The 16,357-nt window shown below is 37.0% G+C and carries 17 protein-coding genes; 7 read left to right on the top strand and 10 right to left on the bottom strand.

Annotation, left to right across the window (positions count from 1 at the left end; genetic code table 11):
* Positions 1 to 222 precede the first annotated feature (222 nt).
* The gene (locus tag VMY36_03560) at positions 223 to 1,914 is read left to right on the top strand and encodes a hypothetical protein (GenBank protein ID HUV42947.1); all 1,692 of its coding nucleotides are present in this window, start codon (positions 223 to 225) and stop codon (positions 1,912 to 1,914) included.
* Positions 1,915 to 1,979: 65 nt separating this feature from the next.
* Positions 1,980 to 2,876 carry a hypothetical protein gene (locus tag VMY36_03555; protein ID HUV42946.1) on the top strand — a complete coding sequence of 299 codons (897 nt, stop codon included), beginning with the start codon at positions 1,980 to 1,982 and terminating at the stop codon, positions 2,874 to 2,876.
* 18 nt (positions 2,877 to 2,894) lie between these two features.
* Here the strand turns inward: VMY36_03555 and VMY36_03550 are convergent, their stop codons facing one another.
* From VMY36_03550 to VMY36_03540, 3 genes are all read right to left on the bottom strand, one after another.
* Complete coding sequence (locus tag VMY36_03550) at positions 2,895 to 3,482, bottom strand: CPBP family intramembrane glutamic endopeptidase (GenBank protein HUV42945.1); 588 nt, start codon at positions 3,480 to 3,482, stop codon at positions 2,895 to 2,897.
* A 71-nt stretch (positions 3,483 to 3,553) separates the two neighbouring features.
* The gene (locus tag VMY36_03545) at positions 3,554 to 4,249 is read right to left on the bottom strand and encodes a hypothetical protein (protein HUV42944.1); all 696 of its coding nucleotides are present in this window, start codon (positions 4,247 to 4,249) and stop codon (positions 3,554 to 3,556) included.
* 74 nt (positions 4,250 to 4,323) lie between these two features.
* Positions 4,324 to 4,623, bottom strand: a complete 300-nt coding sequence (locus VMY36_03540) for a hypothetical protein (GenBank protein ID HUV42943.1) — start codon at positions 4,621 to 4,623, stop codon at positions 4,324 to 4,326.
* Positions 4,624 to 4,730: 107 nt separating this feature from the next.
* On the opposite strand from VMY36_03540, the gene VMY36_03535 reads away from it, so the two are divergent.
* Both VMY36_03535 and VMY36_03530 read left to right on the top strand, forming a co-directional pair.
* The gene (locus VMY36_03535) at positions 4,731 to 5,588 is read left to right on the top strand and encodes a class I SAM-dependent methyltransferase (GenBank protein HUV42942.1); all 858 of its coding nucleotides are present in this window, start codon (positions 4,731 to 4,733) and stop codon (positions 5,586 to 5,588) included.
* Positions 5,585 to 6,592, top strand: coding sequence for a glycosyltransferase family 2 protein (locus VMY36_03530; protein HUV42941.1), 1,008 nt, complete (start codon positions 5,585 to 5,587; stop codon positions 6,590 to 6,592). Before VMY36_03535 ends, VMY36_03530 begins: the two co-directional genes overlap by 4 nt.
* On the opposite strand, the gene VMY36_03525 is transcribed toward VMY36_03530, so the two are convergent.
* Genes VMY36_03525 through VMY36_03510 form a run of 4 tightly spaced genes read right to left on the bottom strand, consistent with a single transcriptional unit; the run spans position 6,570 to position 10,247 of the window.
* Positions 6,570 to 7,238 carry a methyltransferase domain-containing protein gene (locus VMY36_03525; protein ID HUV42940.1) on the bottom strand — a complete coding sequence of 223 codons (669 nt, stop codon included), beginning with the start codon at positions 7,236 to 7,238 and terminating at the stop codon, positions 6,570 to 6,572. The genes VMY36_03530 and VMY36_03525 overlap by 23 nt on opposite strands.
* Positions 7,239 to 7,264: 26 nt before the next feature.
* Positions 7,265 to 7,942 (bottom strand): class I SAM-dependent methyltransferase, encoded by a 678-nt coding sequence (locus tag VMY36_03520; GenBank protein ID HUV42939.1) that lies wholly within the window; start codon positions 7,940 to 7,942, stop codon positions 7,265 to 7,267.
* A 5-nt stretch (positions 7,943 to 7,947) separates the two neighbouring features.
* On the bottom strand, positions 7,948 to 9,360 hold the full coding sequence (locus tag VMY36_03515; protein HUV42938.1) for a radical SAM protein: 1,413 nt from the start codon (positions 9,358 to 9,360) through the stop codon (positions 7,948 to 7,950).
* Complete coding sequence (locus VMY36_03510; GenBank protein HUV42937.1) at positions 9,360 to 10,247, bottom strand: glycosyltransferase family 2 protein; 888 nt, start codon at positions 10,245 to 10,247, stop codon at positions 9,360 to 9,362. Before VMY36_03510 ends, VMY36_03515 begins: the two co-directional genes overlap by 1 nt.
* A 184-nt stretch (positions 10,248 to 10,431) precedes the next feature.
* Here VMY36_03510 and leuS point away from each other — a divergent pair, with 184 nt between their 5' ends.
* Complete coding sequence (gene leuS / locus VMY36_03505; GenBank protein HUV42936.1) at positions 10,432 to 12,831, top strand: leucine--tRNA ligase; 2,400 nt, start codon at positions 10,432 to 10,434, stop codon at positions 12,829 to 12,831.
* Between the two features lie 32 nt (positions 12,832 to 12,863).
* Here leuS and VMY36_03500 read toward each other — a convergent pair whose 3' ends face one another.
* The 3 genes from VMY36_03500 to VMY36_03490 form a co-directional block, all read right to left on the bottom strand.
* Positions 12,864 to 13,868 (bottom strand): reverse transcriptase family protein, encoded by a 1,005-nt coding sequence (locus VMY36_03500; protein ID HUV42935.1) that lies wholly within the window; start codon positions 13,866 to 13,868, stop codon positions 12,864 to 12,866.
* A gap of 1 nt (position 13,869) precedes the next feature.
* On the bottom strand, positions 13,870 to 14,166 hold the full coding sequence (locus VMY36_03495) for a helix-turn-helix transcriptional regulator (GenBank protein ID HUV42934.1): 297 nt from the start codon (positions 14,164 to 14,166) through the stop codon (positions 13,870 to 13,872).
* 103 nt (positions 14,167 to 14,269) lie between these two features.
* Entirely contained in the window at positions 14,270 to 14,464 is a 195-nt protein-coding gene (locus tag VMY36_03490; GenBank protein HUV42933.1) for a hypothetical protein, read from the bottom strand.
* A 486-nt stretch (positions 14,465 to 14,950) separates the two neighbouring features.
* Here VMY36_03490 and VMY36_03485 point away from each other — a divergent pair, with 486 nt between their 5' ends.
* A complete protein-coding gene (locus VMY36_03485) occupies positions 14,951 to 15,526 on the top strand; it encodes a ComEA family DNA-binding protein (protein HUV42932.1) in 576 nt (191 codons plus the stop codon).
* A partial coding sequence (locus tag VMY36_03480; GenBank protein HUV42931.1) for a ComEC/Rec2 family competence protein occupies positions 15,527 to 16,357 on the top strand: 831 nt, incomplete at its 3' end. It lies immediately after the preceding gene.

The following is a 16,357-nucleotide window of genomic DNA, read 5'->3' as shown; positions in this document are numbered from 1 at the left end:
TAGAGATAACCACCGTAAAGAACGATGCCTAAAACTGCCACTCCGAGGACTAGGCCGAGAATAATTTTTTTCATGTCGGGAGTATTTTCCATATCAAAAGAGACTTTACTCTATTATAAAACTACTTGTCAAGAGGGAGTCCTTGTTATAGACTCAAAATGATAATTCAAAATAATGAGTTTTTCCTAAGAATAGATAATTAAATAATTTAAATAATAATTAATGAAGCGAGTTTATTCTTTACTAAATCAAGAGTTTATTTTTATCTTATTTTTTTCCTTTTTACTTCTCTTTTTAAGTTTTTTCCCCACTCTTTATGAGGCCTTTCAGGCCAATAATTTAGGTGATTCGCGGCGCTTAATGCTTTGGGGTGAACATAATTACACTTATGATTACAATGTTTATTTAGCCAAAATGAGATTGGGAGCGGAAGGCCGCTGGACGGTGATTAATAAATACACTAGCGAATCTCATCGCGGCGCTTTGCTCCAGGAATTTTATCTTCTAACAGGCAAGGTGGGGGGGTGGTTGAGATTGACACCACCAATTACCTACCATTTGGTCCGGATTCTTTTGGCCGTGGCTTTACTTTTAGCCATTTACCAATTAATTGCCTTTTTCTTAAGAGATAGTTTCCAAAGAAAAATTGCTTTTTTGTTAGCTCTTTTTTCTGGGGCTTGGCCCCGGTTTGTTTATTATAATCAGGGTTGGCATCCGGCTCTTTTTATGGATTGGTGGCAGGAAATGGATGTGGTCAGGAGAGCCACTTATGTGCCTCACTATCTTTTTGGTCATTTACTGACGATTGTCATGCTATTGAGTTTGTTAAAGAGGAAATTGGTTTGGGCTTTGGTCAGTGGTTTAATCGCTGGTTTTGTCCATCCGCCTAGTCTTTTAATTGTTTGGGGAATTTGGGGTTTATGGATTCTTTGGCAGATAAGAGAAACTTTAATAACAAAGGGGTTGGTTAAGATAAAGGATGGTTTATTTAAAGATGATATCTTTAGAGATATTAAGAGACAGATTGTTAGTTTTATTTTCTTAGTTTTAGTGACTGCCATTCCGCTTCTTTATATTCAAAGAATTACTTCTATTTATCCTTGGAAGGCTTTAACTGATTTTGATCGGCTTCATCCTTTACCTTTTCGGTTTGAAGAATATCTTTTGGCTTTAGGGATTACCTTTGTTTTAGGGGTAGGGGGGATGATTCTGGTTTTTTGGCGAAAAAAAGAAACTTATTTGCCTTTGGTTTTTTGGGTTCTGAGTGCTTTTTTAGCCATCCTTATTTTTCAGCAAATTCCTTTTCAATCAGAGGTTCGCTTTATTCAGGTGGCGGTTCATTTGCCTTTGGCGATTCTGGCCACTCTTTTTTTGGTTGAAGTTAGTCAGTGGTTGAAAAAGAAAACTGGTCAAAAGGTTTTAATTTGGTTGGTTTTATTGGTCCTCCTTCTTTCTCTACCAGGGATTTACTCTTCTTTTAAAGGCCAGATTGGCTTTATCAATCAACGGGTAGCCGCGGTTTTGCCTTTAGTCCCTTATCCTTCTCAGGTAATGTATCCCTTAAAAGGCTGGTGGCAGGCGATTGTTTGGTTAGGGGAAGAGACAAAGAGGAATGAAATTGTTTTATCTGATGTGACTGCCGGTAATTACATTCCTGCTTATTCGGGTAACACTGTTTACTATGGTCATAGCGGTGAGACGATTTTCTTTGACCAAAAACGTTTTGTTATTCAGCGATTTTTCAATAACCAAATGATGGAAGACGAAGCTTTTGATTTTCTTAAAAAGAATAGAATTAGTTATATTTTCTTTGGGCCTCAAGAAGCGACTTTAGGTTATTTTCAACCTTATTCTTTTTTGGAAACAGTTTTTCAAAATGACTGGGTAATCATCTTCAAAGTCAAGACAGATTAATCTTACTCTAATCTTAATACTAGCTTTTACTAGCTTTAAAAACATTTGTGTTATAATAACTCCCTATGGGTTCAGAAAGAGATTTAATTCTTAGAGGGCAGGCAGTTGATAATTTGACCGTTGGTGTGGCTCAAAAGACGATTGGTGAATATTTTCCTCCTCAACCTCTAAAAAATTTAACTGTTTTAGATGAATTGAATGAAGATTTGGGTTTGACTCTAAGTGTTGAACTTTTGCCACGTCGTTTCACTTCTGTTCCTGAATCAAGACATTCTTCGATTGTTGGTATCCATGGACCTTTAGAGGGTAATTTTAGAGGCGTTTGGCATGAAGTTTTTGATGGTGTTCCTAAAAGTACTAAGGATAGAATTATTACGGCCGGCGTGGCTTTTGTGGTCGGCACTGAGGTAGGGCCTTTTAGTTTTTGTTATCGGGGGAGAGAGATTGCCCAAGAATTAGACGTTTATTACAATCTTCATCCTGATGTTTTGAATCGACTAAGTGAAAGAGAGATTCGTTCTTATGTTGGTCAGGGAAGGATTTTGATTGAAAATGGTTGGTATGATGAGAAATTAGCTTTGTCTCATGATTCTCAAGCAATAGAAGATTTTAAAGAATATTATGGTTTGGGAGCGACTTTAGATACGGCCCATGCTTTTCAGGCAGCTTCAGCTTCAGGGATAGAAAGAGTTGATCTTTACTTGAGAGAAATGTGGGAAAAACTTAAGCCTACTGTTGTTCATTTTTCTGATAGGTCTGAAACAAAAGGGGACCATTGTCCTGTTTATGGAGGCCAATATACTGGCTTACTGGCAGAACTGACTGAAGAAATGAAGAAAAAAGCAGGGATGATTGTTATTCTGGAGATTGATCCAAAAAAACATCCTTTTGGTCGAAAAGAGGTAATTCAAGATTCACTTGATTTTCTAGATAATCCTCGTCCTCCTCGTGGGCAAAGTTAGAGCTTATTTAGAATCTCCTTAAGTTACTAAAGGAAACCTTTTGATAATAGAAGGAAAAAACCTCTCTGTTATTGTTAAACCAATCGTGTTGTTTACACTATGCAAAACAATCGAAGGAAACAAAGAGTCATATCGCAATCTTACCCAAGCAAAAATTGGTCCTATTACTAAGCCTGAATACAATAATTGATACGCTAAGGCCAGAGGAGGAAGAAGAAAAGCATTCTTTAAGTGATACAAACTAAAAAGAAAAGAAGATTTGACAATCTTATCTCTCTTACTTCCTTCTAGTCTGGAGATTAACCAACCACGGAAAAACATCTCCTCTGCAAGAGGACCAAGAATAACCGCAAGTAAAGAATACAGAAATGAATGCGATGAAGAAAAAACTCGAGTAATCCCAAAAGTAAGAATAAAGATCAACAGCAACGTAATCCACTGTTTACGGGTAAAAGAAAAGCGAGGTCTACCAAAAAAATAAACTCCTGCAATTATTGAGACTCTCCAAAGTAACTCAAAAAACAAAAAATTCTCTCTAACAAAACAGATAGAGGCAACCAAAAAACTTGAAACAATTAAAAACCAGAACAAAATAATCTGCTTCATATCTCTATTCTACCAAACCAAAAAAACACTCAAAACTCCACCTAGTGGATGGAGTTAGAGCATTTTTTTCTTTAAGAATGTAGTAAGTCTGAAAATAAATCTGTTTCTGGGCTGTAAGGTCGAATATATTTTTCTAATTTCGGAAGAACTCGAATTGTGACTATCTCTATATTGTCGTGATTAAAAGTGATTCCGATATACCCAGGTTGGTTTTTTTCATTCTTTAACTCTTCGTGTATTTGTTTGAACATACCAAAGTCAATTACTGACCCACTACTCGGCTGTAAAACGATAAGAAAATTGAGCTTTCCAGAGTAGTGATCAACTATTTTCTTTTTAATAAAAGAGTATAACCTATCAAAAGTAACATCTCCTCGGTATCTCTTAAGTTCAAACGGGTAGTCAGATTTTTGATATTTGACAATTACATCCGGCGGATCGTCCTTGAATTTTTCGAGATCTTCAATAGTCCTTATGCTGTGTTGTTTAGGATCGTAGCTGCTTTTTAGCTTGAAACAGAAATCGCATTTTTTTTCAAAGGCGTGATAAAGATCAAGCAGTGCTGTATAGTATTCATATTCTTTCGAATCAACACTGCTTTTTGATAGCTTACTTATGAACTCTTTTACTTCTTTAGAGTCATATGGTTTATCTTGAAGCCCTTTGTTTGAAAAGAGTTTTGCAAAAAAGCCCACAATATTCATTTGAGCTAACTCTTTTGCTGATAGGCAAAGCTTATAACCTTCAAGAGATTTTAGGACTTGCATGCTAAAAGTATACCAAAAGTTCTAACGTCCCAGAGAGGTTTGAGGCTGGCTCCCCGTCGTGGACGATGTTAGAACTAGTTTCTTAATCTTCGAACCAATAATTCTATGCCCTTTCCAACTATAATTCCTATAAGAGTAGTTATTATTGGAAAACCCCAAATACCCATAGCCCCGAATCTATAAGTGTGCTGGGGAACAAGATTCTTAACTTCATCCCAAAAATAAAACAACCACACTATCCCAAAAATAAAACCACAAACCATCCCCAAGAATGGAAGAATATTTATTCTTTTTTTTGTTTCTTTTCTATTAGGACGGAAGCTCCTTAGGAGTCTTATCAACTCTTTTTCTACTTGTCTCATTTCTGGCTTCATATTCCCATTCTACCAAAATAGCTATTCGTAGTAAATTTTAAAAGAGAAAATTATGAAGGATGCCTAGTTTTATTAAGACAAATTCTGCTTATGATAGAATAGCTTTGATGGCTCAGTTAATTGTTTGTCCTCTTTGTCAGAAGAAAAATTTTGATGTTCTTTTTAAAAGGGATAAAAGGCAGATTGTTCAGTGTTTGAATGATGGTTTGGTTTTGGTTAATCCGCAACCTAGTTTGAAGGAGATTGCTTCTTTGTATGGACCTAAATATTTTAAAAACTTTGATCCTTATCTTAAGAATAGGGAAGCCCATTTAGGTTACTTTCGGAAGAAATTAAAGCAGATAGATAAACGGGTGAAGTCGAAAGGTAAGCTTCTTGATGTAGGTTGTGCGGTTGGTTTTTTTCTTCAAGAGGCTGAGAAGGATGGTTGGTCTGCTTTAGGGATTGATGTTTCTGATTTTGCTTTGAATCATTGTCGTCAACAGGGTTTGAAAGTGAGGAAGGGAACAATTGAGTCAGTGAAGTTGCCTGCTCGTTCTTTTGATGTTATTACTAGTCTCCAGACAATTGAACATGAGACTAATCCCCTTAATCATCTAAAGGAGATTAGTCGCTTGCTTAAACCCGGTGGTTGGGTGGTTCTGACCACCCCTGACCATAATTCCTGGACTAGACGCTTAATGGGTTCTCATTGGTTTGGTTATCGCCACCAGGAACATCTTTACTTTCTGACTCGGGAAACTTTAAGAAAGATGTTGAAGAAATCTGGTTTTAGGAAGGTTGAGATGAAACGGGATGATCCCCGTATTTTTACTTTGGGTTATTATCTGACTCGGTTAGCTGATTTTTATCCTAATCGGGTTGTCAAAATGTTTACTGGTATGATAAAAAGAATTATTGGTAATTTCCCGGCTCCTGCCCTGACTGATCCCTGGGGAGATATCATTGTTTTTGCCAAGAAATGATTAAAAAGCCTTTTCTTTCCATTATTATTCCTGCTTACAAAGCAGAAGAATCAATTATTCCTTTACTAGATTCAGCTTTTAATTCTTCTTTTAAGGATTTTGAAATCATTGTGGTTGATGATTGTTCACCAGATGGGACGGGTGAGGTGGTGAAGGGTTATGGTCGAGGGGTGAGATATCATTGTTTGAGAAAAAATGCTGGTCCGGCTAAGGCCAGAAATGAGGGAGCCAAGGTAGCTCGAGGTGAGGTGCTGCTTTTTCTTGATTCTGATGTCCAGCTCTACAAAAACACTTTAAAGGAAATTGCTAATTGTTTTCAAAAAGACCCTGATTTGTATGCGATGACTGGGGTTTGGAACAAGGTTCAAAGGAGCAAGAAATTTTTTCCTCGATTCAAGGCTTTAAGGGATTGGAGTTATTGGATTCAGGAAAGAGACCAGCGTGGTTATTACTTTCTCTTTTCGACCCGGATTGCAGCTATTAATCGGGAATTGTTTCTTCGCTTAGGTGGTTTTAATGAAGGTTACAAAGGAGCGATGGTCGAGGATATTGAATTTACTTATCGGATTGCCCAGCGCTATGCAGTCATTTTTAATCCTAAAATGAAAGTTAGACATGAATTTGAGGATTTTTGGCCGATTGCCAAAAAATATTTTTTCCGGGCTCGGGACTGGAGTAAACTTTATCTGAGTCGGCGCCAGTTTGACCCGGTGGCGACTACCAAAAAAGAGTTTATCACTGCTTTATCAGCTGTCGCTTTGCCTGGTTTCTTGTTTTTAGGTCTTTTTTGGCATCCTTTTTGGCTAGGGACTTTAATCGCTTTTTTGGTTCATCTTGGTGGCGTTTATAAGTTTTTGTTCTTTGTTTTTAAGGAAGAAGGTTTGGTTTTTATGTTTAAAGCCTTGGTGGTTGGTTGGGTGCTTTATTTTATTATTGTCGCCGGGGGTGGGATTTTTGCTTTAGATTTATTGAAACAAAAGTTTACTTCTTTTTTTCTGCGATAATGATGGTGTAGGCTCTTAGGGGTTTAAGCCAGCTTATTTTTTCCAGAAATAAAAGAGGCTTAATCAAAGACTGGGGCGTTTTGTTAGGCGTAATCAGGCCTAGGTTTTCTTGAGTAACAATCTGGAGTTTAGTTTTTTTGAAAAGAGAGACGAGATAATTGGTCGAGAATTTGAGGGATTTTCTTTCTTCTTTTTTAGCCAGACCTAAAAGAAGGATAGCGAGATTGTTTCTGTTGGGTTCTGAAGCAATCACAAACTTTTTTGCCACTCGGTTCATTTCTTTAAGAGCTTTTAAGGGGTGATCGAGGTGGTGGAGGAGGTTGGAGCAAAAAACCAGGTCAAAGGTATTGTCTTTAAAAGGAATTTGATAGGCACTGGCTTTGATTAATCTTTTGTGAGGATTAAGGGCTAGCATTTTTTTAGAGAAGTCAAGACCAGTAACCTGATATCTCTTGGCCAGGTAATAGGTAAAAAAGCCACTGCCACAACCGACGTCTAAAACTTTACTCTTTGGTTTGAGTTTAATTGTTTTCTCAATGAACCTTATTTTTGGGATAACAAATTCTCTGACCACGGGATGAGTTGGTTGTCTTCTTTTGGTAACTGAATTCCAATATTGAATTTGGCTGATTTTTTTAGCTGACATAACTTAGAGTTTAAATCCTTTTTAATTTATTTTTTCTTAGCAATAATTAATTGATTAGCCATTAAAGCATTTAAAGAAAATAATCTGAGGATTTTTTCAATTGCTTCTTCGCGGGGAAAGCCAATAGGTGAGAACATAAATTTTTTCTTTTCCAGGATTTGGAAACCTTGTTTTTTTAGGATTTTGGTTAATTCTCTTAAATCAAGAGTCGAATAATGACTTTCTTTTTTTAAGTGACCGACAAGAGTGGCGGTTTTCTCCCAAAAAGGGTCAGGGGTGGTCAGAATCAGAATCCCATTTTTTTTAAGCACCCTTTGACTTTCTCTGATTAATTTCTGGGGTTGATTGAGGTGTTCGATGATAGCGGCGGCAATAATCACTTCAAATTGGGGTTTTTGAAAAGGGAGTTTAAGAACATTACCTTGGATGATTTTAATTCTTTTGTCTTGGTTTGTTTTGATTAGTTCTTGGGAGTATTCAATCCCTAGGCAATTACTTTTAGGGAAATGATCTTTGATTTGACTAAGCATCAGACCATCAGCGGTGCCTAGATCAAGGATATTGTTTGGTTTTGGTTGATATTTCTGGATGGCTTTAAGGACTTCTTTAGTTCTTCGTTGAAAGCGATAAGCAAAAGCTTTTTTGTTTTTTCTTTTTAAATGATAATCAAGTTTTAAAACGCCTTTTGGATGTCTTTTGTCCATCTTTGTTACATTTTGATAACTTTAAGTCCTGCCCTTATTTTCCGGTTAAATTCTGGCAGAGATTTGATTTTTCTTAAACCTTGAATAATGTAGGCTGGCCGAGTATAGAATTCTTTGTAGGCCTGGGAAACAATTTCAAAGAGCTCTTCTCGACTAAAGTTTTCGCTCCAGACTGGGGGAATAAAATCAGGTGAAGGTTTTTTGGCAAATTCTTGCCAAACATCTTTTTTGATAATCCCTTTTTCCAGGGCTTCCAAATAGATTTTGGTGGCCGGAAAAGGAGTGAGAATGGTGAGGTGAACAAAATCTGGTTCTAATTCTTTCATTAATTTTAGACTGGCGCTTATTTCTTTTTTGCCCTCTTGGGGATTGCCAATCATAAAATAGGCCAGGGTATCAATACCCATTTCTTTGGTCCAGCGAAAAGCGTTTCTGACTTGTCTCAGAGTAATGCCTTTGTTAAGGGCTTTGAGAACTTTAGGTGAACCGGTTTCAACCCCATAATGGATTCGTTCACAATTAGCTTGTTTCAGTTTTTTGAGGATTTTTTTGTTAATCGTATCCACTCTGGCTCTAATGTCCCAGCCAATCTTTAATTTTCTTTTAATGATTTCGTCGCAGATCTCAATTACTCTTTGCTGGTTGACCGTAAAAGTATCATCATAGATAAAAAACTCGTTGATTCCCATTTGAACACATTCCTCGATTTCCTTAACCACGTTTTGGGCGGAACGGGCTCTAAAGACTTTACCTAAGTTTGGTCGGTCACAGAATTTACATTGAAATGGACAGCCTCGAGAAGTAATCATGGTCGTAATCGGTTGTCTTTTAGCAATCAAAGAGGAATATTGCTGATAAGGGACTAGGTCTCGGGCTGGAAAAGGGAGTTGGTCAAGGTTCATCAGAAAGGGTCGGGGACCGGTGTTAATGATTTTTTTATTTCTTTTAAAAACAATCCCTTTTATTTTTTCTAATTTTTCTTTTTTTTCAAGGGCGTTGATTAAGTCATTAAAAGCTTGTTCGCCTTCACCTAAAACAAGGTAGTCAACACCTGGAAGATTAATGGTTTCTTTGGGAAAGATGTGGACATGAGGGCCACCCAGAATAACTTTTATCTTTTTATCAACTTCTTTGACTAGTTTAACGGTTTTGAGGACATCAATTAAGGTCAGAGTCATGGTGGTGATGCCAACAATTTCTGGTTTGGACCTCTTTATTTTTTGTTTGAGTTGGGAGTAGGTGAGTTCTTCAACTTGGCTGTCAATGATTTTGATTTGGTGGTGATTGTTCTGCCTTAAATAGGCGGCCAGGTAGAGTAAACCTAAGGGTGGATTGAAACCTCTTTCTTCTTCAATAATGGGTGGATTGTTGCCAATAATTTCGTTTTCGGCTGGTGGGTTGATTAAGATGATTTTCATTAGCTTCGGTCAAGCTTGGCGTTACCTTTGGAAATGAGATCAGCCAAAATGCCAATCGAAAGAATTTGGAAGCCAGCAAAGAAGAGAATGACGGTCGAGACATCCATAAACTTAGGCAAAAATAAAAAACTGTAGATGCCTATTAAGAAACTCGAGAAAAAGAAGACTAGACTTAAGGGAACAAAGAATTTCAGGGGATTGAAGTAAAGAATAGTGGTCAGAATCAGGGAAGTAAAGTTAATTGTGTCTCTAATTGGCTTTATTTTTGATTTGCCAACTCGGTGATGGTAATTGATGGGTATAAATTTGACCGAAAGGTCATGAGCGAGAAAAGAGAGAGTCAGGGTGGAAGTGCAGGAAAAACCTGAAGGTAAGAGGTGAAGAAAACGGTCAAATTGTTCTTTCTTAAAGAGTCTTAAACCGGAATTGAGGTCAGGAATTTTTTCGTTGATCAGGTAGTTAGCTAGGAGAATCAAGATTTTTTTCATTATTTTTCTTAAAAAAGGCTCTTGAATTTTTTTACCGGTTCTGGCACCCACAATCATGTCTTGGTCAGCAAAGTTTTTAATGAGGAGAGGGATGTCTTGAGGAGAATAAGTCCCATCACCATCAATAATAATGATGTTTTCGCGTTTCGCCTTAAGAACTCCGGTTTTAACAGAAGCGCCGTAGCCTTGATTATGGGAATGATTGATGATTCTGATACCTTTTATCTTTTTGAGAATCTCTCCTGAAGTATCGGTTGAGCCGTCATTAACCGTAATGATCTCCGCCTTGATTTTTTCTTGACGGAGAACCGTTTTTATTTCTTGAATAACTTTTTTAATGACTTTTTCTTCATTAAAAACAGGAATGATAATTGAAAACCAGGATTTTTGCCTGCCCATTTCAACTCATTTTAACACAGAGAGATTGACAGCAAAAGAAGGATTTGCTAAATTAAGGAAGATGAAATTTTTATTTTCTCTTCTTGACCTTAATCTTCTTCTCTTAGAGAAGTAGCTTGGTTTGGGAGAGAGAAGAGTTTTTTGGAACTCCCAAACCAGGGAGTTTTTTGTTAGGATAAAAAAGATGGCTAAAAATTATTATCCAGAAGAAATTGAGAAAAAATGGCAGGGACGTTGGCGTCAGGAGAAGATTTACGAAGTTGATTTGGATCAAGCCAAGAAACCCTTCTATAACTTGATGATGTTTCCTTATCCTTCCGGTGAAGGCCTTCATGTTGGCAATATGTATGCTTTTACTGGTTCTGATATTCATGGTCGTTGGCAGAGGATGAAAGGGAATGATGTTTTTGAACCTATTGGCTTGGATGGTTTTGGGATTCACAGTGAGAATTACGCTCTTAAATTAGGCAAGCACCCGGTTGAAGTGGCTAAGCAGACAGAAAAGAATTTTTATCGTCAATTAGAGGCCACGGGTAATGGTTATGCTTGGGAGAATATTTTAGAAACTTATGACCCTGATTATTATGGTTGGACGCAATGGGTTTTTCTTCAGCTTTTCAAAGCCGGTTTGGTTGAACGAAAAAAAGCCTCAGTTAACTGGTGTCCTTCATGTAAGACCACTCTTTCTGATGAGCAAGTAATTGCCGGTAAGTGTGAGCGTTGTAATAATGAGGTAGAGAAACGAGAGTTAGAACAATGGTTTTTTAAGATTACCAAGTACGCAGACAGACTTTTAAAGGATTTAGAAATCATTGATTGGTCAGAGAGAACAAAAATTGCCCAGAGAAATTGGATTGGTAAATCTGAAGGAGCAGAGCTTCAGTTCTTAATCGCTGGTTCTAAAGAAAAAATTTCTACTTTTACCACTCGACCGGATACGATTTTTGGCGCCACTTTCTTTGTTTTAGCGCCAGAATCTCAGTGGGTAGATAAATTAACTTTAGCTGAAAACAAAGAAAAAGTATCAAACTATATTAAAAAGGCTCGTAAGAAGACAGAAGTCCAGCGTTTATTCACCGAAAAAGAAAAGACTGGAGTTTTTACAGGTGGTTATGTGATTAACCCGGCTACTAGTAAAAAGATTCCGGTTTGGATAGCTGATTACGTGGTCATGGGTTACGGTACAGGAGCGGTTATGGGTGTGCCGGCTCATGATCAGCGAGATTGGGAATTTGCTAAGGAACATGATTTAGAGATTATTGAAGTGATTTCTGGCGGAGATGTTGAAAAACAGGCTTATGATGGTCAAGGCAAGTTAGTTAATTCAGGTCAATTTAATGGTTTAGAGGTTCAAGAGGGGATTAAAAAGATTACGACTTGGTTAGAGAAAAAAGGTTTGGCCCAAAAACAAACCCAATATCGTTTACGAGATTGGTGTGTTTCTCGTCAGCGTTATTGGGGGCCACCGATTCCGATGATTAATTGTTCAAAATGTGGTTGGCAGCCGGTGCCAGAAAAAGATTTACCAGTTAAACTGCCTTATCTGAAAAACTGGAAGCCTTTGGGGACTGGAGTTTCGCCTTTGGCTCAGGCTAAAGATTGGGTTAAGGTTAAATGTCCAAAATGTGGCGATTTGGCTGAAAGAGAGACTGATGTTTCTGATACTTTTTTAGACTCGGCTTGGTATTTTTTCCGTTATACTTCTACGGATAAGAAAAAGGTGGCTTTTGATAAAAAGAGAGTTAAGAAATGGTTGCCAGTCGAAATGTATATTGGTGGCCAGGAGCACGCCGTTCTTCACTTGATGTATACCCGGTTTTTGACCATGGTTTTTAAAGATTTAGGTTTAATTGATTTTGAAGAACCCTTTAAACACTTTTATGCTCATGGGTTGATTATCAAAGACGGCGCAAAAATGGCGAAGTCTCGGGGCAATGTGATTATTCCCGATAACTACATTAAAAAGTTTGGTTCTGATGCGTTAAGATGCTATTTGATGTTTTTGGGTCCTTTTAACCAAGGAGGCGATTTTCGGGATCAAGGGATTACTGGTATGTATCGGTTTATGAGTCGGGTTTGGCGAATTAGTCAGAAGTTTGAGGAAAAAGGAGATTCTCAAGAGAAGAAAGTCATTCACCAGACAATTAAAAAAGTAACCAGGGATATCGAAAAACTTCATTACAATACTGCTATTGCCTCGATTATGGAATTTGTTAATTTTCTTTATCAGGAAAAGAGGGTTAGTCAAGAAGCGATTGAGATTTTAGCTTTGCTAATGGCTCCCTTTGCGCCTCATGTTGCTGAAGAGATATGGTGTGAAGTCTTAAAAAACAAATTTTCAGTTCATCAGCAAAAATGGCCAGAGTTTGATGAAAAAATGATTAAGGAAGAAAAAGCCCTGATTATTATTCAGATTAATGGTAAGTTAAGAGGCCAGATAGAAGTTTCTAGTAATCAGGCGTCTCAACAGGTGGAGGTTGAGAAATTAGCTAAGAAAGAAAAGAACGTAGCTAAACATTTAGAAAAGAAAAAGGTAAAAAAGGTGGTTTTTGTATCTGGGAAGTTAATTAATTTTGTGGTTTAATTGATTTTGTTTTTTAGAATTTAAAAATTTACTTACGGTCTCTTAGTTTTATGACGTTTTGTACAAGTGCACTTTCTGATTTTATAATTTACAGGTTTCGTATAAATTTCAACAGAATCGGGTAGTAACATTGCTGCAAAATGACTGAGCTTCTCTCCTCGGGCGGGAGATATATTTTTGATATAATCAATTTTTCCCCAAATAGAATCTAGGTCGTTTTTCGTGATTATTTTTTTTCTAGCAGCATTCAATATTTGTCCTCTTATTTCCTCTATCTTTTGTATTTCAATAGCTGTTTTTTTATTAACAATAATACCTGTAATTTTTTGTCTAACATTAGCTGGCATTATGCGAATTTTTTTATGACCTATTGCGTAACCATGTTTTTGGATTAAATTAATAATGGGGCTGATTGAAGATTGAACCATAGGGAATTTACCTGAAATAGCTATGTCGTCTACATATAATGTAAAATTCAAGTTATGCGCGGAGGCAAAAACTTGAATATCATTAAAGAGTGGCAAAAGTGCCAAGTTGCACAACGCCAAGCTTGTAGATGCTCCTTGCGGCAATCTGGTTTGAAAAGTGGTAAGTTGTGTTAGGATTCTTGCGTTTACTCTGCCGCAACCTAGAATCTCTTTCCAAACACGATAGATTTTTTGGTTATTAATATTTGGGAAACAGTTTTTTAGATCTAAGGTTAAAACCATTTCTTTTTTAAGATGAAACTTAACATTATCTTTAGTTGATTTTCCAGTAACACCACCTATCATGCCGTTCGGTAACGAAATCATTGCTTCTTTAAGTATTCTTTTATTGATTTTCTTTTGGATAATTTTTAATTTACCCGTAGGATTATCGATGTGGCGCCATTTATTTTTTCCAGCTTCATTAATTTCAAGGCGATCAAAGGGTCTATAATATCTTCCCGCGGATTCTGCCAGTTTCTTTAACTGTTTTCTATCAGTTATTAATAAGTATTCTAGAAATTTAGTTGATCGAAGAGGAAATATCTCAGGATTTAGGCTGGCTAACATCTTATCGAGATTCTTTTTGGGATAAAATTAGAATCTTCAATAGGTTTTTTGCGATTTTACCTGCCTCTTTTTCCGGAATATCTTTTAATTCTTCTTTTTCCGATGAAAGAAGTATAAAGAGGTAAAATGGAATTTCTAGCGCTTCTGTAATTGATTTAAGACTTTCAATCGCTGGTGTTCTTTCTCCACTTTCGATTCGAGAGATATAGCTAGGATCTAAATTAGTTAGCTGTCCTAATTCTTTTTGTGATATATCTCTGGCAGCTCTAATTGTTCTAATTGCTTTACTATAATTCAAGGTATTATTTTTATTGAATTTTATTTAATTTAACCTTTTATAAGAATCCGAGTTAATTATTTTCTGGTTCTTATAGAAAGTTCTAAGGCTGACGCCCCCTAACTTACTCTAGCCTAAGCAATAGTTTAGAGATTTTCTCTATTGCCTTTTCGATTTGTTTGATATTACGAATCTTCAAGGCATGAGAAAGTTCTTTAATTGCTTTGGCAATTTCGGCTTTCTCGTCTGGCTCTAACTTTCCTTCTAAAACTAGGCGGTCTAGAACGTAGACAATCTGTTTTAGATTTTTGCCATTCATAATTCCTCCTTTCTGTGGCATTATTTATAAGTAATCAGGTGCCACGTGTCATTAATAGCCCCCTACTGGGAGAAAGTTAGAGTCACCTTAGACTTTTTAAAATCGTGTCGCTCTACCTAACATTTATCAGAAATACCAGAAAATATTCTTTTTTTTATTCAATAAATGTTGGCATTACGCCCCCGAAAAGCAGGGTAGAAAACCCTGCGGCGTTAGAAATTAACGCCATAAGTAATCGAACTTAATCGATTTAGTTGCCAGTACAAATCTTTGTGCCAGACAACTGTCTGGGTTACTAACTGACGGAGGAAATATTAATGTACAAAACAACAGCTTCTCGCTGTCCAAAACCAATTTTAACACTTCGCAAAAAGCTTGTCAATTAGATTGTCTCTTAGTCATTTGAGAAACTTCAGCAGTTAAAAATAGAGAATTCTCGCTTAATTATACTCAGGTTTTTCTATGTTTTATGCTAGACTTTAATTAATGCCCAATTTTGACTTCCAGAAGCTCTTAGAGCAAGGAAAGGTTCCTCTTCTTCTTGGTTTAATTGGTATTTTTTTAGTGAGCGTGGGGATTTTAACCACGCTTTTTTTAAATCAGCAAAAAGAACCAGAAATTGAGATTATCGCTAGTAAAGAGGAATCAGAAACAATTTGGGTGGATTTAGCTGGTTCAGTTATTCAACCAGGGGTTTATGAATTACCCTCTAATTCTCGTTACAAGGATTTGTTAGCTCTGGCTGGCGGTTTGTCAGCTGGGGCTGATCGGTCTTGGGTGGAAAAGAATTTGAATTTGGCCCAAGAGTTGGAAGATGGCCAAAAGGTATATATTCCTTCTCAGGGTGAGGATGGGGAAGTGGCAGGTGAATCAGTGAGTGGGAAGATTAATATTAATAGTGCTTCGGCTTCAGAATTAGATTCGCTTTGGGGAATCGGCGAGGCTCGGGCTAAAGCGATTATTGAGAATCGTCCTTATGCTTCTGTTGATGACTTATTAGATAAGAAAGTCATTCCCGCTAATGTTTTTGAAACAATCAAAGACGAGATTACTGTCTTTTAGATGAAACCTGCCCAAAAAATCTTTATTGGTTTTGTTTTGATTTTGGTTATTTTTCTTTACTTCTTTCGTCTTCAATCTGTTTCGAGATTAAAGATACCTGAGGGAAGGGAAATTACGCTCAAAGGAAGAGTCAGTCAGCAACCATATCTGAAGGATTCATACCAGATCATTTACCTTGGGCCGGTTTTTTTAGAAACCCACCGTTTTCCAGGCTATTTTTATGGTGATAGGTTGGTGGTTACTGGCAGATTTGAGAAGAGAGTGATAAACCCCTTTGATACCAGATATTCTGCTTACTTTCCAGACATTCAGAATGCAGAAGAAGAGGGAAAAGAAGATTTTTTATTTTCTTTTAAGGGTAGTCTTTATAATTTTAGAGGTCGGCTGGAAAAGGTGATTGCAGGGGTTTTACCAGAACCCCAAGCAAGCCTAATGATCGGTATTCTTTTAGGAGTTAAAAAAGAAATGCCTGAAAATTTCCTGAATAATTTGCGGGATACAGGCACACTTCATATCATTGTCGCTTCTGGTTACAATCTTTCAGTGATTGCTGGCTTCCTGGTTTCTTTTTTAGTTTGGTTGATGAACCGAAAAAAAGCTTTAGTGGTCGCTTTTTTAGGTGTCTTGTTTTATACCTTAATGGTCGGAGCCGAACCGCCGGTGGTTCGGGCCGCGATTATGGCGGGTTTAGCTTATACCGCTAAATATCTGGGGAGGATGAGTGATGGTTTGATTACTTTATTGGTTACAGCCATTATTATGCTATTATTATCACCTTTGATACTTTTTGATATAGGTTTTCAGCTCTCTTTAACGGCGACAGCCGGGATT

Source organism: Patescibacteria group bacterium, assembly GCA_035529375.1.
Taxonomy (GTDB): Bacteria; Patescibacteriota; Microgenomatia; order PFEM01; family JAHIFH01; genus DATKWU01.
This window is presented reverse-complemented; position numbering and strand designations above follow the sequence as displayed.